This is a genomic window from Azospirillum doebereinerae, assembly GCF_003989665.1.
GTDB classification, from domain to species: domain Bacteria; phylum Pseudomonadota; class Alphaproteobacteria; order Azospirillales; family Azospirillaceae; genus Azospirillum; species Azospirillum doebereinerae.
Map to the genome: position 1 here is coordinate 16,694 of NZ_RZIJ01000032.1, position 23,756 is coordinate 40,449.

At 70.7% G+C, this 23,756-nt stretch carries 19 protein-coding genes; 8 read left to right on the forward strand and 11 right to left on the reverse strand.

What is annotated here, in order from left to right; all coding sequences use genetic code 11:
- Position 1: 1 nt before the first annotated feature.
- Genes EJ913_RS27305 through EJ913_RS33125 form a run of 3 tightly spaced genes read right to left on the reverse strand, consistent with a single transcriptional unit; the run spans position 2 to position 2,411 of the window.
- Entirely contained in the window at positions 2–928 is a 927-nt protein-coding gene (locus tag EJ913_RS27305; RefSeq protein WP_127003895.1) for an amino acid--[acyl-carrier-protein] ligase, read from the reverse strand.
- Positions 925–2,085, reverse strand: coding sequence for an acyl-CoA dehydrogenase family protein (locus EJ913_RS27310; protein ID WP_127003897.1), 1,161 nt, complete (start codon positions 2,083–2,085; stop codon positions 925–927). The genes EJ913_RS27305 and EJ913_RS27310 overlap by 4 nt, the downstream gene beginning before the upstream one ends.
- On the reverse strand, positions 2,082–2,411 hold the full coding sequence (locus EJ913_RS33125; RefSeq protein ID WP_274389710.1) for an acyl carrier protein: 330 nt from the start codon (positions 2,409–2,411) through the stop codon (positions 2,082–2,084). Before EJ913_RS33125 ends, EJ913_RS27310 begins: the two co-directional genes overlap by 4 nt.
- Positions 2,412–2,722: 311 nt before the next feature.
- Here EJ913_RS33125 and EJ913_RS27320 point away from each other — a divergent pair, with 311 nt between their 5' ends.
- The 4 genes from EJ913_RS27320 (at position 2,723) to EJ913_RS27335 (ending at position 9,351) form a co-directional block, all read left to right on the forward strand.
- Positions 2,723–4,777, forward strand: coding sequence for a YgiQ family radical SAM protein (locus EJ913_RS27320; RefSeq protein ID WP_127003899.1), 2,055 nt, complete (start codon positions 2,723–2,725; stop codon positions 4,775–4,777).
- 459 nt (positions 4,778–5,236) lie between these two features.
- Positions 5,237–7,657, forward strand: a complete 2,421-nt coding sequence (locus EJ913_RS27325; RefSeq protein WP_185909964.1) for a sensor histidine kinase — start codon at positions 5,237–5,239, stop codon at positions 7,655–7,657.
- A gap of 62 nt (positions 7,658–7,719) precedes the next feature.
- Positions 7,720–8,385: a response regulator transcription factor gene (locus EJ913_RS27330; RefSeq protein WP_127003903.1), complete on the forward strand. Its 666-nt coding sequence runs from the start codon at positions 7,720–7,722 to the stop codon at positions 8,383–8,385.
- Between the two features lie 72 nt (positions 8,386–8,457).
- Positions 8,458–9,351 (forward strand): LysR family transcriptional regulator, encoded by an 894-nt coding sequence (locus EJ913_RS27335; protein ID WP_127003905.1) that lies wholly within the window; start codon positions 8,458–8,460, stop codon positions 9,349–9,351.
- Between the two features lie 21 nt (positions 9,352–9,372).
- Here EJ913_RS27335 and EJ913_RS27340 read toward each other — a convergent pair whose 3' ends face one another.
- From EJ913_RS27340 to EJ913_RS27365, 6 genes are all read right to left on the reverse strand, one after another.
- The gene (locus EJ913_RS27340; RefSeq protein WP_127003907.1) at positions 9,373–11,049 is read right to left on the reverse strand and encodes an ABC transporter ATP-binding protein; all 1,677 of its coding nucleotides are present in this window, start codon (positions 11,047–11,049) and stop codon (positions 9,373–9,375) included.
- A 42-nt stretch (positions 11,050–11,091) separates the two neighbouring features.
- Positions 11,092–13,074 carry a Fe(3+)-hydroxamate ABC transporter permease FhuB gene (fhuB, locus tag EJ913_RS27345; RefSeq protein ID WP_244939512.1) on the reverse strand — a complete coding sequence of 661 codons (1,983 nt, stop codon included), beginning with the start codon at positions 13,072–13,074 and terminating at the stop codon, positions 11,092–11,094.
- Positions 13,067–13,942: an iron-siderophore ABC transporter substrate-binding protein gene (locus EJ913_RS27350; RefSeq protein ID WP_244939513.1), complete on the reverse strand. Its 876-nt coding sequence runs from the start codon at positions 13,940–13,942 to the stop codon at positions 13,067–13,069. The genes fhuB and EJ913_RS27350 overlap by 8 nt, the downstream gene beginning before the upstream one ends.
- Before the next feature lie 14 nt (positions 13,943–13,956).
- Positions 13,957–14,751, reverse strand: a complete 795-nt coding sequence (locus EJ913_RS27355; RefSeq protein WP_127003911.1) for an ATP-binding cassette domain-containing protein — start codon at positions 14,749–14,751, stop codon at positions 13,957–13,959.
- 184 nt (positions 14,752–14,935) lie between these two features.
- On the reverse strand, positions 14,936–17,101 hold the full coding sequence (locus EJ913_RS27360; RefSeq protein ID WP_342353715.1) for a TonB-dependent siderophore receptor: 2,166 nt from the start codon (positions 17,099–17,101) through the stop codon (positions 14,936–14,938).
- A gap of 179 nt (positions 17,102–17,280) precedes the next feature.
- Complete coding sequence (locus EJ913_RS27365) at positions 17,281–18,165, reverse strand: helix-turn-helix domain-containing protein (protein ID WP_127003915.1); 885 nt, start codon at positions 18,163–18,165, stop codon at positions 17,281–17,283.
- Between the two features lie 151 nt (positions 18,166–18,316).
- Between EJ913_RS27365 and EJ913_RS27370 the strand changes: the two genes are divergently transcribed.
- The 3 genes from EJ913_RS27370 to EJ913_RS27380 all read left to right on the forward strand — a co-directional run bounded on the left by EJ913_RS27370 (position 18,317) and on the right by EJ913_RS27380 (position 20,879).
- On the forward strand, positions 18,317–19,072 hold the full coding sequence (locus EJ913_RS27370) for a siderophore-interacting protein (RefSeq protein ID WP_244939514.1): 756 nt from the start codon (positions 18,317–18,319) through the stop codon (positions 19,070–19,072).
- 149 nt (positions 19,073–19,221) lie between these two features.
- A complete protein-coding gene (locus EJ913_RS27375; protein ID WP_127003917.1) occupies positions 19,222–19,626 on the forward strand; it encodes a (R)-mandelonitrile lyase in 405 nt (134 codons plus the stop codon).
- Positions 19,623–20,879, forward strand: coding sequence for a flavin monoamine oxidase family protein (locus EJ913_RS27380; protein WP_127003919.1), 1,257 nt, complete (start codon positions 19,623–19,625; stop codon positions 20,877–20,879). The genes EJ913_RS27375 and EJ913_RS27380 overlap by 4 nt, the downstream gene beginning before the upstream one ends.
- A 2-nt stretch (positions 20,880–20,881) precedes the next feature.
- Here the strand turns inward: EJ913_RS27380 and EJ913_RS27385 are convergent, their stop codons facing one another.
- A complete protein-coding gene (locus EJ913_RS27385; RefSeq protein WP_185909965.1) occupies positions 20,882–21,961 on the reverse strand; it encodes a saccharopine dehydrogenase family protein in 1,080 nt (359 codons plus the stop codon).
- Between the two features lie 216 nt (positions 21,962–22,177).
- Here EJ913_RS27385 and EJ913_RS27390 point away from each other — a divergent pair, with 216 nt between their 5' ends.
- On the forward strand, positions 22,178–22,969 hold the full coding sequence (locus tag EJ913_RS27390) for a C40 family peptidase (protein WP_127003921.1): 792 nt from the start codon (positions 22,178–22,180) through the stop codon (positions 22,967–22,969).
- Here the strand turns inward: EJ913_RS27390 and cobA are convergent.
- Positions 22,868–23,746, reverse strand: coding sequence for a uroporphyrinogen-III C-methyltransferase (gene cobA, locus EJ913_RS27395; protein WP_211099051.1), 879 nt, complete (start codon positions 23,744–23,746; stop codon positions 22,868–22,870). The genes EJ913_RS27390 and cobA overlap by 102 nt on opposite strands.
- Positions 23,747–23,756: the final 10 nt, after the last annotated feature.

Sequence of the window (23,756 nt, forward strand, 5' to 3'; positions counted from 1 at the left end):
CTCACCCCCACAGGACCGAGCGCACCGGGGCCGGCCAGCGCGCCACGTCGAAGCCGTGGTGCCGGAACAGCGCCAGCGCCACCCGCTCCATCCCGAAGCCGACGCAGGCGGTGTGCGCGACCCCGCCATCGGCGGTCTTGATGTCCCACAGATGGCCGAAATGGTCCTGGTGGTAGTTGAAGCTGAGGCAGGCGGTCGGCTTCTCCTCGCTGGTGATCGGGATCAGCAGCTCGAACTTCAGCTTCTGGTCGCGCTGGTTGTTCGACAGCATGGTCCCGGCCCGGCCGAAGAACGGGTCGTTCGCCACGTCGATGTCGAGCGGCACGCCGAGCGAGCCCATCATCTCGCGCCCGCGCCGCAGCCAGGTCTCGCGGAACTCCATCACCTGCTCGGGCGTGCCGACACGGATGTACTCCCGCATGCGGAAGAGCTGCATGCGCGCCGGGTCAATCGACGGCTCGTGCCGGAAGCAGTAGGAGAAGACGTCGATCAGCCGCCCCTCCTCGGGCAGCGGCCCCCGCGCCGCCACGGTCGGGTAGACCGGGTAGCAGGCGGCCGGCGTCATCACCACGTCGGTGGCGACCTGATCCTCGGTCCAGTCCTGCCCCTCCTCCAGCCGGCGCAGCAGGCTGCGGTGGGCGCGCTCGTCGCCCGCGAAGCTGTGGATGGTGCCGGCCAGATGCGGGAAGCTCTTCAGATACTCGCTTTCCTCGAAGTATTTCCGGTTCAGCGCGGGGGGGAAGCGCATCACCTCCGCCCCGTCGGCACCGCCCCAGACGGTGACCAGCGCGTCGAAGCGCTCGACCACCTCCTCGAACATCCCGCTGCGGCCGTAGAGGCCGTCGACCCCGGTGGGGATCAGCAGGCCGGCGGCCACCAGCTCGTCGCGATACGCCTCCTGGGCGCTGACGCTGTCGATCATGTTCATTCGAACGGCCCCGATCCGTCACGCTGGACGAGAAGTTGGTTGGCGGTGTGCGACATGATGCGGTCGTTGCCGATCATCAACGCGGCGGACTGGGCGTCGCGCAGGTGGCGCCCCAGGCTGTAGGGCGTGTCGTTGCGGTAGCCGGACAGGCCGCAGGTGCGGATGGCGCGGTCCACCACCTCCAGCACCATCTCGGAGGTCGCGACCTTCAGCGTCCCCATCGCGGTGGCGAAGGACAGCGTGGTCAGCAGCTCCGGCGAGCCGCAGGCGAGTTCGTACTGGCGGATCGCCGTCAGCACGCTGGCCTTCATCTGCTGGAGCTTGGTCGTCGCCTCGGCCAGGCGCAGGGCGCTGGGCGGCGTGGTGCCGGGCTTGCGCTTGGCCTCGGCGCGGACGTAGGCGCGGGCGCGGCTGACCGCGTCGGCGGCGATGCCCAGCCAGACGGCGCTCCACACGATGTGCGTCACCGGCAGCATGGTCTGCGCCGACATGTCGGCGAAGGGCAGCGGCAGCACCTGGGCCAGCTCGCCCGCCGCCTCCAGCCGGTAGCCGTCGCTGCAGGTCCCGCGCATGCCCAGCGTGTCCCAGCCGGTGGTCTTCTCCAGCCGGCAATCGGCCTTGGTCACCGCGACCAGCACCTGATCGGAGGACGGCGAGTCCGGCGTGCGCCGCGCGGTCACCAGGATCACGTCCGCCGCGTCGCCGTAGGAGATCACCGAGGCGTTCTTCGCCAGCGTGAAGCGTTCCCCCTCCGCCCGGACCGCGCAGACGCTGTTGCGGATGTCGCCGCCGGTCTCGGCCTCCGTCGTCGCCGAGGCCAGCAGAAGCTGTTCGTCGGCGATGCGGGCCAGCAGAGCGCGGTGCCACGGGCTGGCTTGCGCGTGGTTGACCAGGCAGGCGACCTGGATCTGGTGCATCGCGTAGATCATGCCCGTCGACGCGCAATGGCGCGCCAGGGCGTGGCAGGCGGACGCCACGTCGAACAGCGAGGCCCCGCCCCCGCCCAGTTCGACCGGCACCAGCGCGCCCAGCAGGCGCTCCCCGCGCAGCGCGGCGAAGGCCTCGCTGGGAAAGCGCGCGTCGCGGTCCACGCTTGCGGCGTGGACGGCGGCGACCCCGGCACCGACGCTGCGGGCCTGGGTCGAGAGCCCCGTCACGCCGCCGCTCCGTCGAGCAGGCCGCGCACGGCGTCGCGGATCGCCGCGATGCTCTCGAAGGTGCGGCGGTTCAGCAGCTTCTCCGGGAACTCGACGTCGAAGCGTTCCTCCAGCCCCAGCATCAGCCCGACGCAGCCGTGCGAGGTCAGCCCGGCGGTGTAGAGGTCGTCCTCGGGCGCCAGCCGCGCCGGCTCCACCGCCAGCCCGCCGCAATCGGCCAGGACGGCGCGGATGTCCTCGATCAGCGCATCGTCGGAGGGGTCGGCGAAGGCGACCACCCCCGCGTTCGACGCCCCGCCGTCCATCGGCGTAAGATTTCGCTGCATGATCGTGCCTTTGAAAACTCCGATGCCCCAAAACTAAGCAGGGTTTTTGAATCAATCCAGTCGGCATCGGTATTGCTGCATCCTTACACTTGCGATGACGACGTCTTGCCGGATGTGTTACCCACATCGTTGGCATGGCCTGTTCCTCTTATGGCTGGGACCTGGACGCATAGGCAGGCCAGGGCACGATTCCGCCCCATGCCCGGCAATAACCAATCGCTGCGCTGTGATTTGGACAGTGGGATTTCCGGCCCGGACGCGGTATGACTGCCGTCCGCCCGCCAAATTTTTCGCCAGCACCGGAAAGCGTCATGCTCTCAGCCCCCAACCTGTTCGCCCACCGACCCGACCGGAGCGTCCGCGCCAAGCCCGCGCCGTTCCTGCCGATGTCGCGCGCGGAGATGGACCGGCTGGGCTGGGACGAATGCGACGTGATCGTGGTGACCGGCGACGCCTACATCGACCATCCCAGCTTCGGCATGGCGATCATCGGCCGGCTGCTGGAATCGCAGGGCCTGCGGGTCGGCATCATCGCCCAGCCCGACTGGAACAGCGCCGAGCCGTTCAAGGTCCTGGGCCGCCCGCGCCTGTTCTGGGGCGTGACCAGCGGCAACATGGACAGCATGGTCAACCACTACACGGCCGACCGCCGCCTGCGCCACAACGACAGCTACACCCCCAACGACGAGGGCGGCAAGCGCCCCGACCGCGCCGTCACCGTCTACGCCCAGCGCTGCCGCGAGGCGTACAAGGGCGTGCCCGTGGTGCTGGGCGGCATCGAGGCCTCCCTGCGCCGCATCGCCCAGTACGACCATTGGAGCGAGAAGATCCGCCGCTCGGTGCTGATGGACAGCAAGGCCGACCTGCTGGTCTACGGCAACGCCGAGCGCGCCATCATCGAGATCGCCCAGCGCGCGCTGGCCGGGGAATCCGTCCGCGAGATGACCGACATCCGCGGCACCGCAATCATGCGCTCCGCCGTGCCCGAGGGCTGGACCGAGGTCGACAGCAGCTCCATCGACGAGCCGGCGGCCACCGCCTCGCCCCGCGCGGCCGACGCCGCCCGCACGGTGATCCGCCTGCCCTCCTTCGAACAGGTGACGGCCGACAAGGTGCTCTACGCCCACGCCAGCCGCGTGCTGCACCAGGAGAGCAACCCCGGCAACGCCCGCGCCCTGATCCAGCGCCACGGCGAGCGCGAGGTCTGGCTGAACCCGCCGCCGATCCCGCTGGAGACGGTGGAGATGGACGGGGTCTTCGACTTCGCCTACGCCCGCGCGCCGCACCCGTCCTATGGCGACGCGCGCATCCCGGCCTGGGAGATGATCCGCTTCTCGGTCAACATCATGCGCGGCTGCTTCGGCGGCTGCTCCTTCTGCTCGATCACCGAGCACGAGGGCCGCATCATCCAGAGCCGCTCGGAAGGCTCCATCCTGCGCGAGATCGAGCAGATCCGCGACAAGACCAAGGGCTTCACCGGCACCATCTCCGACATGGGCGGGCCGACCGCCAACATGTACAGGCTGGCCTGCAAGGACAAGGAGACGGAATCGGTCTGCCGCCGCCCGTCCTGCGTCTTTCCCGACATCTGTAAGAACCTGAACACCGACCATTCCTCGCTGGTCCAGCTCTACCGCAAGGCCCGCGCGGTGCCGGGCGTGAAGAAGATCCACATCGCGTCCGGCCTGCGCTACGACCTCGCGGTGCGCAACCCGGAATACGTGAAGGAACTCGTCACCCACCACGTCGGCGGCTACCTGAAGATCGCCCCGGAGCACACCGAGCCCGGCCCGCTCGCCAAGATGATGAAGCCCGGCATGGGCGCCTACGACGAATTCAAGCGGATGTTCGAGAAGGCGGCCAAGGAGGCGGGGAAGAAGCTCTACCTGATCCCCTACTTCATCGCCGCCCATCCCGGCACCACGGACGAGGACATGATGAACCTCGCCCTGTGGCTGAAGCGGAACGGCTTCAAGGCCGATCAGGTGCAGACCTTCCTGCCCTCGCCGATGTCGCTGGCGACCGCCATGTACCACAGCGAGCGCAACCCGTTGCGCCCGGTCCGCCGCGTCGGCGGGGAAGAGGTCGCCACCGCCAAGGGCCTGCGCCAGCGCCGCCTGCACAAGGCCTTCCTGCGCTACCACGACCCGGAGAACTGGCCGATCCTGCGCGACGCCCTGAAGGCGATGGGCCGCGCCGACCTGATCGGGCCGGGCGAGGAGCATCTGATCCCGGCGTGGCAGCCGGTCGGCGCCACCGCCAAGCCCAAGGAGAAGGGTCCGAAGGCCAAGACCTTCCTGACCCAGCAGAGCGGCAAGGGCCGCCGCATGATCCCGCCGCCGGCCGCCGCCAAGCGGGGCCACTGAACACGCGACACCGGGCATGGGCGGCACGGCGTGGGCGGATGCCGGCCCGGTGGCGCCACCCAGGGTTTCTCTTTCTTTGTCCTTTCGCGCGCATTGACGGCGACGAACTCTCCAAAAAAAATTTCTCTGAAATTCCAGTTCTCGTTATTATTTTATCGCCCTAAATTAGAAAATGCCTTTTCTCTTGCGGAAGCATTGCAACCAAGACTGAATAGGGGTTTCTCCTTATCTCAACTGTTTCTTTCATTTTCTTTCATTGAATTTCCTGATCTTTCCTATAGGAGAGAATGAGCAGTCGTCTCCATCCTCTGTTCTGTATTCTCCGGTAAAATTTTGGCCGATAAAGTCGCCATCCCCACCCATCCTTTTCCCGGCAGGGACAACCGCGCGGAAGCGGCGGGCGGGCCTGAGCAACGGCGACGGGCGATGGTGCCGCCTGGAGGCGGACGGCGCGTCCGGATGGGGCGGGCCGTCCTGCCGGCCATCCTTCTGGCGGCGCTGCTGGCCGTCGCCACGGGAAGCGCCAAGGCCGATCCCGTTCCGATCGACGGGCAGAGCCGGATCCCGCTGACCTCCTTCGAAACCTTTCTCGACCCCGACCGCGCGCTGACCATCGCCGACGTGCGCGGGGAGGCCGCCACCCGCTTCGTCGCGGCATCCCCACGGATGCGGGACCACAGCCAGGGCTTCACCTCCGACGCCTTGTGGCTGCGCGTCGAACTCGACGTCGCGGAAACGGCGGCCGGGCGTTATTTCCTGACGCTGGACGTGCCCAACTTCGACCAGTTGGACGTCTGGAACTCCTGGTCCGGGGCCGGCGCGCTCTCCGCCGCCTTGGGCGACCGCATCGCCATGGCGGTTCCCAACCGCGTCAACACGGCCGTCCTCGATCTTCCGGCCGGACGGCACACGCTGTGGATGCGCGCGGTCACCACCGGGGCCATGGTGCTGCCGCTGGAGCTTTGGCGGCCCGAAGCCCTGTGGGTGGCCGAACAGGGCCGCATCCAGCTTCACACGACGCTGACCGCCGTCGCCGCCCTGCTGGGGATGACCGCGCTGGCGCTCGGAACCGCGCTGTCCAGCTTGGCGCTGGTGTTCTACGCCGGGGCCGTGCTGTCCACCGCCGTCCACTTCATGGCGATGAACGGCCTGGACATGATGATGCTGGAAACGCATCTCTTCCCCGGAAACGACAACCCGTTCGTCTGGCGGGCCGTGTCGGGCGTCTTCGACGCCGCCTTTCTGCTGGCCGCCCTGCCGTTGCGGCGCCACGCCCGCTGGGCGATCCCGGTGCTGGGGGCGCTCGCCCTTCTGGGCGTGGCCGTGGTCGTGGCCCTCTACCCGTTCCTGGACGGGTACGCCCGCCCCTTCGTGCTGCTGCGCCCCTCCGGCCTGACGCTGATGATCCTGGCGGTCGGGATCGCCGCCGCCCTGCAATGCCGGCTGGCCGGGCACCGGCCGGCCACCTGGGTTGTCGTCGGCTGGCTGGTCCTGGCGGCGGGCAACCTGATGGCCGCGCTCCGCAACGCCGGCGTCCTGCCCTGGACCGAGGCGACCTATTTCCTGCCGACCTACGCCCCGCTGGCGGAGATGCTGTGCTTCGGCATCATGGCCGTGGTGGTGCTGCGCGCGGAACGGACGCGGGTCCAGCGGGTCATGGTGACGGCCCTGCGCCGCAACGAGGCCGAGCTGGCGGAGCGGGTGACGCAACGCACGACGGCGCTGGCGAAGGCCAACGCCGCGCTCCGCGACCGGGAATCGCAGCTGCGCCGCATCCTGGAGGCGGCGCCCTTTCCCATCCTGCTGTTCCACGCCGACAGCGCGGCGACGCTCTACGCCAACCACCGGGCGCGGGCGCTGTTTTCCGGAAACACCACCCTGCCCGCCCGCCTCGGCCGGGATCTCCATCAGGATCCGGCCGACCACGACCGCCTGCTCGCCCTGCTGGAACGGAACGGCAGCGCCGAGAACGTCGAGATGGCGATGCGCGACGCCGCCGGAAACCCGGTCTGGGTGCTGGCGTCGCTGGTCGCCATCGACTACCAGGGCCTGCCGGCGCGGCTCTTGGCCGTCAACGACATCAGCCGGCGCCGCCAGCTGGAGCAGGAGCTGACCAAGGCGCGGGAGGTGGCGGAGGCCGCCCTGGGGCTGGAGCGGGCGTCCAGCGAGACGCAGCGCCAGTTCCTGGCGATGATCAGCCACGAGTTCCGCACGCCGCTGTCCGTCATCGCCGTGGCGGTGCAGAGCCTGGGGCTGGCGGTGGAGGACGAGACCGTTCAGGCGCGGCTGGCGCGGGTGGAGCGGGCGGTGCGCTACATGAACGGCATGATCGACGCCTGCCTGCTCGACGACCGCTTCGAAGGCGCCGGGCTGGTCCTGCGGACCGGCGCCCTCGACCTGACGGGTCTGGTCCGCGACACCGCCGACGCCGCGCAGGCGGCCTCCCCCGGCCACGCCGTCCGCATCCGGGCCGAGACCCTGCCCGGCATGACGGGCGACGCCCCGCTGCTCGGCATCGCCCTGTCCAATCTGGTGGAGAACGCCGTGAAATACTCCCCACGGCAGGGCGCCGTCGATGTCGTCCTGCTGCGCGACGGCGGCGAGGCGGTGGTGACCGTCGCCGACCAGGGCAAGGGCGTGCCGGAGGACGAACGGGAGCGCATCTTCGAGAAATACTACCGTTGCGCCGGCACGGGCCGCGTGCCGGGGGCCGGGCTGGGGCTCTATCTGGCCCGGCGCATCGTCGCCGCCCATGGCGGGACGGTCGGGGTCCGGAACCGGCCGGACGGCGGCGCGCTGTTCACGCTGCGCCTGCCGCTGGAGCCGGCGCCGGCCTTGGGCCAGAACGGCGCGCCGGCGGATGACGGCCCGGCGGACTGACCCGGTTTGGCGGCAAATCGGAACTTGAGGGGCTTTGGACAGAAGGGATGGAGCGGACGGTCATGGCTCTGGATGTGCTGGTCGTTGAAGACCACGAGGATCTGCGCGAGGAGATCGTCCTGTACCTCCAGGCGCGCGGCATGACCGTGCGCGCGGCCGGGAACGGTCGGGAGATGGACGAGGCGATGGCCGCCCGGCAACCCGACATCGTCCTGCTCGACCTCGGCCTGCCGGAGGAGGACGGCGTGTCGATCGCCCGGCGGCTGTCGGGGGCGAACCGTCCCGGCGTCGTCGTCATCACCGCGCGGGGCCGGGTCGAGGACCGCATCCTCGGCCTGAACGCCGGGGCCGACCTCTATCTGGTGAAGCCGCTGGACATGCGCGAGCTGGAGGCCGCCATCGGATCCGTCATGCGCCGGCGCGAGGGCGCCGAGGCGCGCCTCCAGACCTGGCGCCTCGAAGCCGCGCGGTGGCGGCTGGTGACGCCCGGCGGCGCCGTCGTCACCTTGAGCGAGGCCGAGACGCGCCTGCTGGCGCCGCTCTTCGAGGCGCCGGAGGCCGTGGTCGACCGCCAGACCCTGGCCGACCGCCTGGAGGTCGACTCCCGCAGCATCGACCTGCTGGTGCACCGCCTGCGCCGGAAGGTCGAAACCAGCACCGGCGAGAGCCTGCCGCTGCGCACCCTGCGCGCCCGCGGCTACAGCTTCGCCGCGCCGACGGCGTTCTGAAACGGAGAGAGGCGGGGCATTCCGGGGATGAGCTGCTATAGATCGTTCTGCCGTCCTATCCGGGGTTCCTGAATGCGCCGCGAGGAGCTGGTCGATCTCAACGCCTTCCTGACCGTGGCCGAGGAGCAGAGCTTCACCCGCGCCGCCGCGAAGCTGGGCACCTCCCAGTCGGCGCTGAGCCACACGGTGCGGCGGCTGGAAACGCGGCTGGGCGTGCGGCTGCTGACCCGGACCACGCGCAGCGTCGTGCCGACCGAGGCGGGCGAACGGCTGCTCGGCACGCTGCGGCCGGCGCTGGACACCATCGGCGCGCAGCTCGCCTCGCTGAGCGAGCTGCGCGAGAAGCCGGCCGGGACCATCCGCATCACGACGGGCGAGCACGCGGCCAACACCGTGCTGTGGCCCGCGCTCGAAAGGCTGCTTCCCGACTACCCCGACATCCACGTCGAGCTGAGCGTCGATTCCGGGCTGACCGACATCGTGACGGAGCGGTTCGACGCCGGGGTCCGGCTCGGCGAGGCGCTCGCCAAGGACATGATCGCCACGCGGATCGGCCCGGAGCTGCGCATGGCGGTGGCCGGCGCGCCCGCCTATTTCCGGACGCGGCCGGTTCCCGCCACGCCGCAGGATCTGGCCGGGCACCAGTGCATCAACCTGCGCCTGCTGAGTTCCGGCGGCCTCTACGCCTGGGAGCTGGAGAAGGACGGCCGCGAGGTGCGGGTGCGGGCCGAGGGGCAGCTCGCCTTCAACAACGTGCCGATGATCGTGCGCGCCGCCACCGCCGGCTTCGGTCTGTGCTGCGTCATGGAGGACCAGATCGCCGCCCATCTGGCGGACGGCCGGCTGGTGCGGGTGCTGGAGGACTGGTGCCCGCCCTTTCCGGGCTATCACCTCTACTATCCCAGCCGGCGCCAGCCCTCGGCCGCCTTCGCGCTGCTGGTGGAGGCGCTGCGCTACCGCGCGTGAGGCGACTCCACCAGCCGTTCCTCAGCCGCGCTTGGCGAGTTCCTCGTGGGTGATGCGCTGGAGGCCGTCGCCGGTGCCGACGACGTAGACCTCGTCGGCGTTGCGGATGGTCGCCAGCCGGTGGGCGATGACCAGGGTGGTCCGACCCTCGGCCAGCTCCATCAGGGATTTCTGGATCTCCCGCTCGGTCTGGGTGTCGAGGGCGGAGGTCGCCTCGTCGAGGATCAGGATCGGCGGGTTCTTCAGGAACATCCGCGCGATGGTCAGGCGCTGCTTCTGCCCGCCCGACAGCTTCACGCCGCGCTCGCCGATGACGGTGTCGAGCCCGTCCGGCAGCGAGGCGATCAGCCCGTCGAGATGCGCCCGGCGCGCCGCTTCCATGATCTCCGCGTCCGAGGCGCCGAGCCGGCCGTAGGCGATGTTCTCGCGGATGGTGCCGCCGAACAGGAAGACGTCCTGCTGGACGATGCCGATCTGGCGGCGCAGCGAGGCCAGCGTCATGTCACGGATGTCGATCCCGTCGATGGTGATGCGGCCCCCCGCCACCTCGTAGAAGCGCGGCAGCAGCGAGCAGATCGTCGTCTTGCCCGCCCCCGACGGACCGACGAAGGCGACGGTGGAGCCGGCCTTGATGGTGAGGTCGATGTCCTTGAGGACCGGACGCTCCGGGTCGTAGCCGAAGGACACGCCGCTGTAGCGGATGTCGCCCTTCAGCGCCGGGGCGGGAACGGCTCGTGCGCTGTCCTCGATGTCCGGCTGGGTGTCGAGCAGGGCGGTGTAGCGGCGGAAGCCGGCGATGCCGCGCGGATAGGTCTCGATGACCGCGTTGATCTTCTCGATCGGACGGAAGAAGGCGTTGACCAGCAGCAGGAAGGCGAAGAAGCCGCCCTGGGTCAGCTCGCCCACCAGCACGAAATGCGCGCCGGCCAGCATGACGACGATCAGGATCAGCCGCATGCTCATGTAGCTGAGCGTCGTCGAGGCCGCCATGATCTTGTAGGCGGCGAGCTTGGTGCTGCGGTAGCGGTCGTTGTCCTGGGCGAACAGCCTGCGCTCGTGGTCCTCGTTGGTGAAGGCCTGGACCACGCGCATGCCGCCGACGTTCTCCTCGATGCGGACGTTGAAGTCGCCGACGCGGGAGTAGAGCGACTGCCAGTTCTTCGTCATCCGCCCGCCATAGCGGCTGGTCAGGAAGGCCGCCACCGGAACGATGATCGCGGTGATCAGCGCCAGCGGCAGATGGACCATCGCCATCAGGGCGAAGGCGCCGACGAAGGTCATCACCGCGATCAGCAGATCTTCCGGCCCGTGATGCGCGACCTCGCCGATCTCGTCCAGGTCGCGGGTGACCCGGCCGACGAGGTGGCCGGTCTTGTTGTTGTCGTAGAAGCTGAAGGAGAGCTTCTGGAGATGGTCGAAGCTCTTGCGCCGCATCTCCGTCTCGATGTTGACGCCGAGCTTGTGCCCCCAATAGGTCACGACGGCCATCAGCCCGCCGTTGGCCGCGTAGACCGCCAGCAGCGCCGCCGTGGCCAGCACGATCAGCGGCCAGTCCTGCGTCGGCAGCAGCTTGTCCACGAAGGACCGCACGGCCATCGGGAACCCCAGCTCCAGCAGGCCGGACAGGACGGCGCAACCGATGTCGAGCATCAGCAGGCCCTTGTACGGGCGGTAGTAGGCGAAGAAACGGCTGAGCATGGCTCTTCTCATTCCGGTACGGAAAAAGGGGGAATAGAATGGCTAACCGGCGCGGGCGTCGGACCGGCTCAACAACCAGATCAGGTAGGGGCCGGCGAGCAGCGAGGCGAACAGCCCCAGCGGCAATTGATACGGGAAGGCGACGGTCCGGGCCAGCCAATCCGACACCACCATAAGGCCAGCCCCGATCAGGACGGCGGCGATCCCTTGGCCCCTGGCCCGGCCGAGGCCGGTGAGACGGGCGAGGTGCGGGGCGATCAGCCCGACGAAGCTCAAGGGTCCCACGAACAGCGCCGCCGCCGCCGTCAGCACCCCGGCGAACAGCACCAGCACGATCCGGCACAGCCGCACCGGCAGCCCGATCGACCGCGCCGTCACGTCGCCCAGCGGCAGGATCTCCAGCCATCGGGTCATCGGCGGCAGGGCGGCCAGCAGCACCGCCGCCGCGCCGGCGCAGAACCAGGCGTCGGCCGGGGAGGAGTCGTTGGTGGACCCGCTCAGCCAGCGCAGCAGCGCGAAGGCCTGCGGCGTGCCGGTGGCGATGACGGCGGTCAGCACGGCGCTGCACAGCGCGCTCATGGCGATGCCGGCCAGCAGCAGCCGCTCCGGCCCGAAGCCGGCGCGCAGCGACAGGGCCAGCATGGCGGCCAGCACGGCGACCGCGCCGATGGCCGAGGCGGCGATCTGGATTCCGATTCCGGGGGCGGCGACGAGGAACAGCGCCGCGGTCAGCCCGACGCCCGCCCCGGTGCCGACGCCGAGGATCTCCGGGCTGGCCAGCGGGTTGGCGGTGACGCGTTGCAGCACCATCCCGGCCGCCGCCAGCATCGCCCCGGCCGCCGCCGCCACGGCCACGCGCGGGCCGCGCCAGCCGAGCAGCCTGTCGAGCATGGGACCGGTGGAGACGGTCCAGCCGTCCGGCCCGGTGCCGACCGTCAGGGCCAGCGCCACGGCGACGGCGCCGAGCAGGGCGAACAGGCCGATCAGCCGGCCGGGCCGGCGGCTGCGGCGCGAGGGCGCCGGCTTGCTGTTCAGCGAGGGCCATTCGAACATGCGCAGGCGCGGCAGCAGCCACAGCAGCAGCGGCCCGCCCAGCAGCGCCGTGGCAGCGCCGGTCGGCACCCGCTCCCCATCGACGCCAGCCAGCAGTTGGACGAGCCCATCGGTGAGCCACAGCAGCACCGCGCCGATCAACGGCGCCGCGATCAGCTTCTGGCCTTGGGTCCGCGCGCCGCTGAGATGCGCCAGCGCCGGAGCGGCCAGCCCGACGAAGCCGATCACCCCGACCTCCGCCGTCACGCTGGCCGCCAGCCAGACCGCGACGCCGATGACGCCGAAGCGCGTCGCGTTGAGGGCGACGCCGAGGCTGCGCGCGCTGGCGTCGTCCAGCCCCAGGATGGAGAGCGGGCGCGACAGCAGGGCCGCCGCCGCGACGCCGATCGCCAGCCGAAGGGCGATGGTCAGCGTCGGCCCCCAGCTCTGCTGCGACAGCGACCCGCCGCCCCAGATGAAGATCGAGAACAGGTATTCGCCGTTGGCGAGGATCAGCGCGGCGCTGGCCATCGTGGCGGTGAGCGCGACCATCATGCCGGCCAGCACGACGGCGACCGGCTCCAGCCCGCGCCGCCACGTCATGGCCAGGATGAGGGCGACCACCGCCAGCCCGCCGGCCAGCGCGACGCCCTCCCGCGCGTTCTCCATCAGCGCCGGGGCAAAGACCGCCGCCATCGTCATGGCGAGCTGGGCGCCGGCCGACACGCCGAGCGTCGAGGGCTCGGCCAGCGGGTTGCGCAGCACGCGCTGGAGCAGCAGCCCCGACAGACCCAGCGCCGCGCCGCCGACCAGCGCCACCGCGATCCGCGGCAGCACGCTGTAAGAGAGGATGATGGCGTCGAGCGGCGAGACGGACGCCGAGGGGGCGGACGGAACCAGATGTCCGGCGACCTGAAGGCTCGACAGTCCGGCGGCGAGAAGCGCCAGACCGCCCCACAGCAGGATGCGGTTCATCGCGGCGCGCTCAACCATGCGACGCGCCCTCCTGGCCGAGCAACGCCGTGGCGGCGAGGCGGGCGAAGCGCAGCGCGGCGGGAAGCCCGCCGAAATGGTTGACCGGCTCGATGACGGTCACGCGCTTGTCCCGGACCATCGGCAGGGCCTGCCACAGCGCGCTGTCGCCCAGCGCCCGCAGCGCGTCGGGCGGGACCGGCGGCACGACGATCACGGCGGCGTCGGGCAGCCGGGCCAGGGCCTCGATCCCCAGCGGCGCCGCCGCGCTGTAGCTGGAATCCGACGCCCAGGCGTTGGCGATCCCCAGCCGGCGCAGCACGTCGCCGAACATGCTGTCGGTGCCGAAGGCGCGGACGTGGCGGGCGTCGCCGATGTTGATCGCCAGCACCGGGCGGTGGGCGACGCCGCGCAGGGAGCCAGCGAGACGGGCGATCTCCTCCTCGGTCCGGGCGACCAGCGCCCGCGCCGCCGCCTCCCGCCCGAGCCGCCGGCCGAGCGTCAGCGCGGCCTCGACGGCGGCGGGATAGGGCGGCACGCCCGGCGTGTAGATGGACAGGGACAGCGTCTCCGCGACCCGTTGCAGGCTGGGCTTCTGGCCTTCGTAGTAATTGGAGCTGAGGATGAGGTCCGGCTCGGCGAGGTTCAGCGCCTCGTAGTTCGGCGTCCCGCGCAGGCCCAGATCGATGACCCGGTCCGGCACCGCCGGCTCGACCGCGACCTTGCGGAACTGGAGCAGCTCGGTGGCGGCCACCGGAACCACGCCCATCGCCAGCACGGTTTCCAGCATGGCCCAGTCGATGACCGCGACACGGGTCCCGGCGGCGGAGCCCGCCCGCGGCAGCAACGTCAGCCCCGCCGCCAAACCCAGCGCATAGCGCCGGGACATCCGCATCGGTCCCGTCATTGGACGTAGCCGATCGGTTCGCCGGTGGCGGGGTGCGGCAGGATGCCCATGGGCAGGTGGTAGATGGCGCCCAGCGTCTCGCCGGTCATGATGGTCCTGGGCGTGCCCTGGGCGACCAGCGCGCCGCCGCGCATCGCCAGGATCTCGTCGCAGACGCGCGCGGCCATGTTGATGTCGTGCAGCACGACGATGGCGCCGATGCCGCGCGCCCGGCTCAGCCGGCGCACCAGCCCCAGCATGTCGACCTGGGCGGCGATGTCGAGCGCCGAGGTCGGCTCGTCGAGCAGCAGGCAGCGGGTGTCCTGCGCCATCATCATGGCGAGCCAGACGCGCTGGCGCTCGCCGCCCGACAGGCTGTCGACCAGCCGATCGGCCATGGCGTCGAGGTGGGTTTGCGCGATGGCTTCGGCCACCTTGGCGGCGTCGTCGGCGCCGAAGCGGCCGAGCGCGCCGTGCCAGGGGAAGCGGCCGAGCGCCACCAGCTCGCGCACCGTCATGCCCTCGGCCGGCGGGGTGAACTGCGGCATGTAGGCGACGGAGCGCGCGAAGTCGCGGTCGCCGATGCGCGCGATCTCGGTGCCCATGAAGCGGATGCGGCCGGCGCTGGCCGGTTGCTGGCGGGCCAGCATGCGGATCAGCGTGCTCTTGCCCGAGCCGTTCGGGCCGACCAGCCCATAGATGCGCCCCTGCTCCAGCCGGAGCGACAGGTTCGACAGGATCGACCGGCCGCCAACGGAAAAACCGACGGCGTCGAGTTCGTAAAGCGCCGGGGGCTGGGCTGGGCTGCTCATCGGGTTTCCTGGTCTCGGGCGGAAAAGAAAGGGCGGGGTCCAGCCCCGCTTGCCCCCTCCCCATCCCTCCCCCGCTTGCGCGGGAGAGGGGGTCGGATGCTTGCCAGCGTTCGGCGGAGTTCCCTCTCCCGCCAAAGGCGGGGGAGGGTTAGGGAGGGGGCCGCCGTGGCCGCCCCCCGTCAGCTTACCAAGACATGTTGACGTTCAACAACGCGGTCCGCCCCTCGGCGTAGCCGCAGGAGAACTGCGTCTGGCAGCTCGCGACATACTCCTTGTCGAACAGGTTGGTGACCGAAACGTTCACGCCCCAGTTGCTGTACTTGTAGCCGACGCGCGCGTCGAAGACGGTCGCTGCCGGCACCTTCAGCGTGTTCTCGTTGTCGGCCCAGGACGAGCCGACGTAGCGCACGCCGCCGCCGACCGACACGCCGTCCAGCGCGTTGTCCTTGAACGTGTAGTCGAGGAAGGCCGAGCCCTGGATCTGCGGCACGATGTACGGCGTCTTGCCGATCAGGGCCGGGTTGGCGTCCTTCTTGATGTCGAGGTCCAGCGCGGTGAAGGCGGCCGTCGCCTTCAGGCTGGGGGTGATGTTGGCCTTGGCCTCCAGCTCGACGCCGCGCGAGTTGACCTCGCCCAGCTGGGTCTCGGCGTTGAAGGCGCCGGTCACCACGTTGGTGCGCGTCAGGTCGAACAGGGCCGCCGTGAACAGCGCGTCCATCCAGGTGGGCCGGTACTTCACGCCGACCTCGTACTGGTGGCCGCTCTCCGGCTTGAAGACGCCGACGACCGGCGAGGTGCCCAGCACCGGGTTGAAGAAGGTCGAGGCGCTGACGTAGGGCGTCACGCCGTTGGCGAACTCGTAGGCCAGCCCGGCGCGGCCGCTCAGCTTGCCTTTGGTGCCCTCGTAGGACGGCAGCCCGTCGGCGTCGGTCGAGGCGCGGTCGTAGCGGCCGTTCAACGTCACCAGGAAGCCCTGGCCGAAGCGCATCTGGTCCTGCACGTAGAACCCGAGCTGGTTCATCGTCAGGTCCTGGTCGATGTAGGCGAAGCGCGGCCCTTGCGCCGCCCCGTAGACCGGGTTGGTGGCGCTGATCGGCGTGGCGGAACCCGACGCCTGCACTTGGCTCATGTTGAAGTACTTGTAATCGACGCCGCCCAGCAGGGTGTGCGCGATGCCGCCGGTCTGGACCTTGCCTTCCAGCTGGTTGTCGATCAGGAAGGTGTTGACCTCGGTCGTGTGCTCGAAATTGATGCGCGACAGCAGGTTGTTCGGGTCGGTCGGCAGGGCCGAGAAGGCGTTGTAGCCGTAGGGGTAGATCGAGACCTCGTGCACCCGGCTCCAGCCGTAGCGGGCGTTCTGGCGGAAGGTCAGGTCGTTGTCGAACCTGTGCTCGAACTCGTAGCCGATCGAGGCCTGCTTGCGGCGGTAGGTGTCGAGCCCCGGCTCGGTGAAGTTGCGGGTGCGGTCGATGCGGCCGAAGGAGGCGTTCTCAACCGTGCCGAAATAGGGCAGGAAGGCGCCGCCGTTGTGCGTCTCGTCGATGTCGGTGTAGTTGGTCAGCACCGTCAGCGTGTTGCGGTCGTTCGGCGACCACTTGAAGCTGGGCGAGATGGTGCCCCGGAAGCCGTCGGCGAAGTCGGTGTAGGTGTCGCCGCCGGCGATGCGGCCGGTCAGGCGGTAGCTCAGCGTCGGGTCGATGGCGCCGCCAACGTCGATCCCGAGATGGGCGTTGCCGTGCTCGTCGATGCCGAGTTCGATCTCGCGGACGGGCGTGTCGCCGGGCCGCTTGGTGACGTAGTTCACCAGACCGCCGGGGTTGCTGCCGCCGTACAGCACGGAGGAGGCGCCGCGCAGGACCTCGATGCGCTCCAGGGTGTAGCTGTCGGCGAACTGGCCGCCGAAGCCGTAGCTGTAGAGCTGCAGGCCGTCCTGGTAGATGCCCGACTGCGTCGCCTGGAAGCCGCGGATGAAGATCCAGTTGGTGTCGCTGTCCGGGCCGAAGGGCTGGCTGAAGACGCCGGGGGTGTAGCGCAGCGCCTCGTCCACCTTCTGGGCGCCACGGTCGTCGATCTCCTCGCGGCCGATCACCGACACCGATTGCGGGATTTCCTCCAGGGGGGTGTCGCTCTTCGAGCCCGTCGCCGAGCGGCCGGGGACGTAGCCCTTGACCGGGCTGGTCGCCGAATCGGCGGACCGGCTGCCCTGCACCGTCACGGGGCCGAGGACGGCCGGCGCGGCCGTGTCCTGCGCGGAGGCGAACGTGGGGGCCAGCGTGGGCAGCAGAACGGCGGCCAGCGCCGTGCTGTTCAGGAGAAAACGGTTCAATCGCTTTTTCGACGTGTTCATCATCGCAATCGGCCTCGACAATCTGCAGCACCCGCGAAACGCCTTCGGTCGATCAGACCGTCCGAAAGTGGATCCGTTGTTGCGAGTGATTAGCATATGCACAAAACACCGGATTGAACCGTCTTTGGACGCGTTGGACGATCTTTCGACATTCGTCGCGCCCTTGCGACTTTCGTCGTAACTCAGCCGGCGTGGTTGCGCAGCCAAGCGGCCGGCGTCGTGCCGACGACCTGCCGGAACACGCGCGTCAGATGCGCCTGATCGGAAAAGCCCGCCGCCGCCGCCGCCGCCGCCAGCGTCATCTCCGACCCGGCGAGCAGGCTCTTGGCCCGGTCGATCCGCGCCCGCATCTGCCATTTGTGGGGCGGCACGCCGGTCGAGGCCTTGAAGGCGGAGCAGAAATGGGTGGTGGACAGGCCGGTCAGCTCGGCCAATTCCTGCAAACGGATCGCCCGGCTGCAATGCTCCTCGATGTGGTCGATCACGCGGCGAAGCTGGCGTGGCGGCAACTGCCCCCGCCGGCGGTCGGCCTGGGGTTCGGCCTGCAACAGGCCCACGAACAGCGCGGCCATCAGGCTCTCGCCGTAGAGGTCGTGCAGATTGCCCGAGGTCCGACACTCCGCCGCGATCAGGCGGGCCAGCGACAGCAGCCGGTCGTCGGAGAATTTCAGCCGTGGAACGTCCATCCCCTGGAGATCCAGCCCCTCCATGAAGCGGCTTCCCAGCACGGACATGTCGAAATGCAGGTCGAGATGGGTGAGGCGGCGGATGTTCTCGGTGCGCGACCAGACCCGCAGCCCCGCCGGCACGTAGCTCAGCGGCTCGCGCCGGTTCAGCCGGTGGGATTCGCCGCGTCCAGGCGCGGCCATCACATGGAGGCCGCCCTCGCCGACCTGGTCGAGGACCACCACCAGCCGGGGCGCCTCCGACACGTACTCCCCACGGGCCTCGCCGTCGCAGGCGACGTTCCAGACGTCGGCGATCATGCCGTTCCAGGCGCGCCACTGGAGATCGCCCAGGATGGTGATCCCCTCCGTGCTGCTCTGCATTCTGGGATGGAACGTCATTGTCGGACTTCCCGGCCGCCGGATCGCGTTGCCCCCCGGATTCCTTCCGTCGGCTCTCCGATCCTATAGGGCAAAGCGTTGTTGCGAACAAGTCGCATTCCTATCTAGGATGCCGATCCGAAACGAGCATCGATGGCAGGGAGCCTGCGTCTTGGGCAGCACGTCTTCTTACGACCTCCGCCGGGTGGAGGTGGTTTCCGTCTCAAACCCGACGCCCCGCATGCGCCGCGTCGTCTTCGGCGGCCCCGCGCTGGACGGCTTCACGCTCAAGCCCGACGTCCTCGCCCCGCACATCGGCCTCATCGTCCCGTCGCAGGACGGCTCCCCGGCCCCGCCGCTGCGCGTCTATTCGGTGCGGCGCTTCGACCCCGCCGCCGGCACGCTGGAGGTGAACTTCGTGCTGCACGGCCGGGCCGGCGTCGCCTCGTCCTGGGCGGCCCGCGCGCGGCCCGGCGAGCGGGCGGGCATCACCGTGTCGGGCGGCATCCCCATGAGGCCGGCGGCGCGCTACGTGGTGGCCGGCGACCTCACCGCCGTCCCGGCCATCGCCCGGCTGCTCGACGGCCTGCCGGCCGGCGCCTCGGCCGAGGTGTTCATCGAGGTGCCCGACGCGGCCGAGGAACAGGAGCTGCCGTCGCGGGCCTCCACCTCCATCACGTGGTTCCACCGGCGCCCCGGCGCCCCGCCGGACGCCTCGCGCCTGCCGGACGCGGTCATCGCGGCCACGTCGTCGAACTCCCCGGCCCGCACGGACGGGGTGGCGGTCTGGGCCGGAACGGAACACCGGGCGGCGCAGCGCATCCGCTCCCATGTCCGCCAGACCCTCCGCCTTCCGGCGGAGTCCTGCTCGGTCGTCGCCTATTGGAAGGCCGCCGTCGCCCAAGGGGGGTTCCAGCACTACGACTGAACGCCCGGCGCCGCGCGGCGCGTTCATGAACCCCGGACATGACGGCATGCGGGGCACGCCCGCTAACCATCGGCCCGCCCCGCCCCCACATCACTGCGCGCCACCGGTGATCGGCAAGCCCGCCGGTGCCGGCAACGAGGAGAACGGCGATGGACATCACGCGCAGCGGCTCGCAGCCCTCACGCAAAGGCCCCGAGGAGTATTTCACCGGCACCGTCCGGATCGACGCGCCGTTCAGCGGCAGCGGCGGCCTCAGCGGCGCCACGGTCACCTTCGAGCCGGGCGCCCGCACCGCGTGGCACACCCACCCGCTCGGCCAGACGCTGCTGGTCACCGCCGGGCTCGGCCGCATCCAGCGCGAGGGCGGGCCGGTCGAGGAGATCCGCCCCGGCGACATCGTCTGGTTCGCCCCCGGCGAGAAGCACTGGCACGGCGCCGCGCCCGATTGCGCGATGACCCACATCGCCATCGCCGAGATGCGGGACGGCAAGGCGGTCGACTGGATGGAAAAGGTCGCCGACGAGCAATACAGCGCCTGGCCGGCCTCCGCATGATCCGGGAACCCGACATCGTCGTCGTCGGTGCCGGCGCCGCCGGGATCGGCGCGGCGCGGCGGCTGGCCGGCAGCGGGCTGTCCACGCTGGTGCTCGAAGCCCTGCCCCGTCCGGGCGGCCGCGCCTGGACGCGGGAGACCTCGGGCATGGCGCTCGATCTCGGCTGCGGCTGGCTGCATTCCGCCGACCGCAACCCGTGGACACGCATCGCCGAAGACGCCGGAGTCGCCATCGACCGCAGCCCGGCGGCGTGGGGCAACCAGTTCCGCGACCTCGGCTTTCCGGCCAGGGAGCGGGAGGACGCCGCCCGCGCCTTGGCCCGCTGGACCGAACGGCTCGCCACGGCGCCCCCCGCCAGCGACCGCGCGTCCGACGCGCTGGAGCCGGACGGGCCGTGGACCGCCTATCTCCAGGCGGTCAGCGGCTACCTCAGCGGCGACGAGCTCGAACGGGTCTCCGCGCGGGACTACAGCGCCTACGACACCGCCTCGACCGAATGCAACTGGCGGCTTCCGGCGGGCTACGGCGCGCTGGTCGCCGCGAGCCTGCCGCCCGGCGCCGCGCTGCGCCTCGCCACCCCCGTCACGGCGGTCACGCTCGACAGCCAACGCGGCGGCCACCACGTCGCGCTGCGGACGGCGGACGGGACCGTGCACGCCCGCGCCGCGATCCTCACCGTGTCGACCCATGTCCTGGCGGGCGACGCCATCGCCTGGCCGGCGGCGCTCGACCCGTGGCGCGACGCCGCCACCCGCCTGCCGCTCGGCGCCAACGAAAAACTGTTCCTTGCGATCGACGGCGACAGCCCCTTCGCGCCCGAAAGCCACATCCTGGGCGATCCCCGCGATCCGGCGACCGGTTCCTACTACATCCGCCCGCTCGGTCGGCCGGTGATCGAGTGCTTCCTGGGCGGGGCCGGGGCGCGGGCGGTGGCGGCGGAAGGACCCGGTCCCGCCTTCGCGCGCGCCATCGACCAGCTCGCCGCGCTGTTCGGCCCGGCGGTGCGCGGCTGCCTCCGCCCGCTCCTCGCCTCCGACTGGGCGGGGGCCGCGACCATCGGCGGCGCCTACAGCCACGCGCTGCCCGGCCAGGCCGACGCCCGTCCCGCGCTGGCCCGCCCGTTCGACGACCGGCTGTTCTTCGCGGGCGAGGCGACGCACGCCACCGATTTCTCGGCCGCGCACGGCGCCTATCAGAGCGGCGTGCGCGCCGCTGAGGAGGCGCTGGCGGTGCTGACGCCGCGCGCCCGATAGGTTCAGCCGGCGTAGTGCCGGCCGAAACGGTTGGCGAGGAAGGCGGCGAGCGGCACCTGCTCCTGCCGGACGAAGCCGGACTGCGGGATGGAGCCCTCGCGCAGCAGGTCGAGGATCGCGCAAATCCCGGCGGCGGTGGTGACCTGGATGGCGCTCCAGGTCCGGCCGCCGATCTGCTTGCTGTAGATCTTGGTCGCGAAGGTCTCCTGCCGCAGCTCGCCGTCTTGGCGGCCGGTCGCGGTGGCGACGACCAGTACCACGTCCTGCAAGGTCAGCGGCACGGCGGTCTCCAGCACGTCCTTGAGCAGGTGGCGCCGCTCGCCCAGCCGCAGGTCGCGGATCAGCAGCCGCACGATGTCGCGGTGGCCGGGGTAGCGCACCGTCTTGTAGTCGAGGTTGCGCACCTTGCCGGCCAGCGTCTCGCACAGCGAGCCCAGCCCGCCCGAGGTGTTGAACGCCTCGTAATCCACCCCGTCCAGGGCGAAGCGCTCGTCGCCCTCCAGCGGCATCACCTCGCGCGGCTTGCCGTCGACGATGGCCTCGCACGGGTTGCAGTATTCGTTGATCAGCCCGTCGGTGCTCCAGGTCAGGTTGTACTTCAGGGCGTTGGTCGGGTATTGCGGCAGGGCGCCGACCCGCAGATGCAGATTGTGCAGCTCGTCGAAGCGCCGGGCGAGGTCGTGCCCGACCACCGAGATGAACCCCGGCGCCAGCCCGCATTGCGGGATCAGCGCGGTGGACGCGGTCTCGGCCAACTCCTTCACCTTGCGGGTGGCGGCGACGTCCTCGGTCAGGTCGAGGTAATGCGCGCCGCAGGCCACGGCGGTGGACGCGATCAGCGGCGTCAGCGTGAAGGGGCAGGCGCTCAACACCGCGTGGTGCCCGGCGACGGCGGCGCGCAGGGACTCCGCGTCCTCGACGTCGACGGTCCGCACCCGCAGGCCCGCCCGCTCGGCCCGCGCCAGCAGCGCCGGGTCACGGTCGGCCAGCGTCACCGCGAAATCGTCGGTCTGCGTCAGCAGCGTGGCGATCATCGAGCCGATCTTGCCGGCGCCCAGAACCAGAACCTTCATCGTTGCCATCAACCGTCCCCGTTTTGCTTGGCGGCGTCGCGCCGCAGGACAAAAGGTGGTCGGCGGGGCGGCCGGAGGACAGCGGGCAAAGCGCCGGATCGGGGGTCCGTTTCCGTTGAAACGACGGAACGCCCGTCGAAGCGCCGGAACATGGATTCCCCGTCGCAACGCCCCGGCCAAGGCCCTATAGTTTGCGGGACTTGTTCGGCAACCACGGCACCGGCCATGACCAACGCGCTCCGCCAGCTCACCGCCCCGCACGCCGTCCTGCTGGAGGAGCCGCGCGACGGCGTGCCCCAGACCAGCGAGATGATCCTCGGCGAGCGCTTCCGCGTGCTGGAGGACTGGAACGGCTGGCTGCGGGCGGAGAACCAGTTCGACGGCCATCTCGGCTGGCTGCCCCCCGGCACGCCGCACGCCGAAGCGGCAACGCCGACCCACCGGGTGCGCGCGCTGCGCGCCGACCTGCACCCGGCCCCGACGCACAAGGCACCGCCGCTGGCCCCGCTCAGCTTCGGCTCGCTGGTGACGCTGGACGGGCGGGCGGAGAACGGCTGGGTCGGGGTCGGCGACGGGCTGTGGCTGTTCGGCAAGTGGGTCGAGCCGGTCGACGCGGCCCCGGCGCCCGACCCGGTCGCCACCGCGCTGCGCTTCCTGGAGACGCCCTATGTCTGGGGCGGGCGCAGCGCCTTCGGCATCGACTGCTCCGGTCTGGTGCTGACCGCCATGGCGGCGTCGGGGATCGTCTCCCACCACAGCAGCGGCAAGCAGCGCGAGGACGAACGGCTCGGCGCCCGGATTTCCGACGACGGCCAGGGCGTCGCCTACCGGCGCGGCGACGTCGTCTTCTTCCCCGGCCATGTCGGGCTGATGCTGGACGGCGAGCGGCTGCTGCACGCCACCGTCTTCACCATGTCAGTGACCGTCGAGCCACTGGCCGAGGTCGCCGCCCGCGCCGAGCGCATCACCGGCGTCCGCCGTCCCCACCCGCCGCTGACCCAACTCCCTGTTTCGTAGCGCCTCGCCGACCAGCAGCAGCGTCGGCCCCTTGCCGGCGGCGACGCCTTCCTCCGCCATGGCGCCGAGCGTCGTCCAGCAGCGGCGCTCGTCGGGGCGGCAGCCGTTCTCGACCGCCAGCACCGGGGTTCCGGGGGACAGCCCGGCCCCGGTCAGCCCCTGCCCGACCGCGCGGGCCTGCTCGCGGCCCATGTAGATCGCCAGCGTGCCGTTGGGATCGGCCAGCCGCGCCCAGTCGGGGTCGAAGCGCTCGCCGTCGCGGCCATGCGCGGTGACGAAGGTGACGGCGCGCGACACGCCCCGTTTGGTCAGCGACAGCCCGGCGGAGGCGGCGCAGCCCAGCGCGGCGGTGATGCCGGGGATCACGCGGACGGGAATGCCGAGCCCGTCGAGATGGTCGATCTCCTCCCCCGCCCGGCCGAAGACCATCGGGTCGCCGCCCTTCAGCCGCACCACCCGCCGGCCCGCCCCCGCCTGCGCCGCGATCAGCGCGTTGATCTCCTCCTGCGGCAGCGAATGGCGGCCGGAGCGCTTGCCGACGCAGATCCGCTCGGCGCTCGGGTTGGCGAGGTCGAGGATGCCGTCGCCGACGAGGTGGTCGTAGAGGACCACGTCCGCCGCCGCCAGCGCCTTGACCGCCGCGACGGTCAGCAGGTCGGGATCGCCGGGACCGGCGCCGACCAGGGTGACGGAGCCGTTGCGCTGCTCACGTCCTTGCCCCCTCCCTAACCCTCCCCCGCCCTTGGCGGGAGAGGGAACTCCGCCGAACGCCGACAAGGGTCCGGCC

Bases quoted from the DNA above. Each gene is read 5' to 3' on its own strand.
- EJ913_RS27305 (WP_127003895.1), bottom strand. From the start codon at position 928: ATGAACATGATCGACAGCGTCAGCGCCCAGGAGGCGTATCGCGACGAG.
- EJ913_RS33125 (WP_274389710.1), bottom strand. From the start codon at position 2,411: ATGCAGCGAAATCTTACGCCGATGGACGGCGGGGCGTCGAACGCGGGG.
- EJ913_RS27320 (WP_127003899.1), top strand. From the start codon at position 2,723: ATGCTCTCAGCCCCCAACCTGTTCGCCCACCGACCCGACCGGAGCGTC.
- EJ913_RS27325 (WP_185909964.1), top strand. From the start codon at position 5,237: ATGGGGCGGGCCGTCCTGCCGGCCATCCTTCTGGCGGCGCTGCTGGCC.
- EJ913_RS27330 (WP_127003903.1), top strand. From the start codon at position 7,720: ATGGCTCTGGATGTGCTGGTCGTTGAAGACCACGAGGATCTGCGCGAG.
- EJ913_RS27335 (WP_127003905.1), top strand. From the start codon at position 8,458: ATGCGCCGCGAGGAGCTGGTCGATCTCAACGCCTTCCTGACCGTGGCC.
- EJ913_RS27340 (WP_127003907.1), bottom strand. From the start codon at position 11,049: ATGCTCAGCCGTTTCTTCGCCTACTACCGCCCGTACAAGGGCCTGCTG.
- fhuB (WP_244939512.1), bottom strand. From the start codon at position 13,074: ATGGTTGAGCGCGCCGCGATGAACCGCATCCTGCTGTGGGGCGGTCTG.
- EJ913_RS27350 (WP_244939513.1), bottom strand. From the start codon at position 13,942: ATGTCCCGGCGCTATGCGCTGGGTTTGGCGGCGGGGCTGACGTTGCTG.
- EJ913_RS27355 (WP_127003911.1), bottom strand. From the start codon at position 14,751: ATGAGCAGCCCAGCCCAGCCCCCGGCGCTTTACGAACTCGACGCCGTC.
- EJ913_RS27360 (WP_342353715.1), bottom strand. From the start codon at position 17,101: ATGATGAACACGTCGAAAAAGCGATTGAACCGTTTTCTCCTGAACAGC.
- EJ913_RS27365 (WP_127003915.1), bottom strand. From the start codon at position 18,165: ATGACGTTCCATCCCAGAATGCAGAGCAGCACGGAGGGGATCACCATC.
- EJ913_RS27375 (WP_127003917.1), top strand. From the start codon at position 19,222: ATGGACATCACGCGCAGCGGCTCGCAGCCCTCACGCAAAGGCCCCGAG.
- EJ913_RS27380 (WP_127003919.1), top strand. From the start codon at position 19,623: ATGATCCGGGAACCCGACATCGTCGTCGTCGGTGCCGGCGCCGCCGGG.
- EJ913_RS27385 (WP_185909965.1), bottom strand. From the start codon at position 21,961: ATGGCAACGATGAAGGTTCTGGTTCTGGGCGCCGGCAAGATCGGCTCG.
- EJ913_RS27390 (WP_127003921.1), top strand. From the start codon at position 22,178: ATGACCAACGCGCTCCGCCAGCTCACCGCCCCGCACGCCGTCCTGCTG.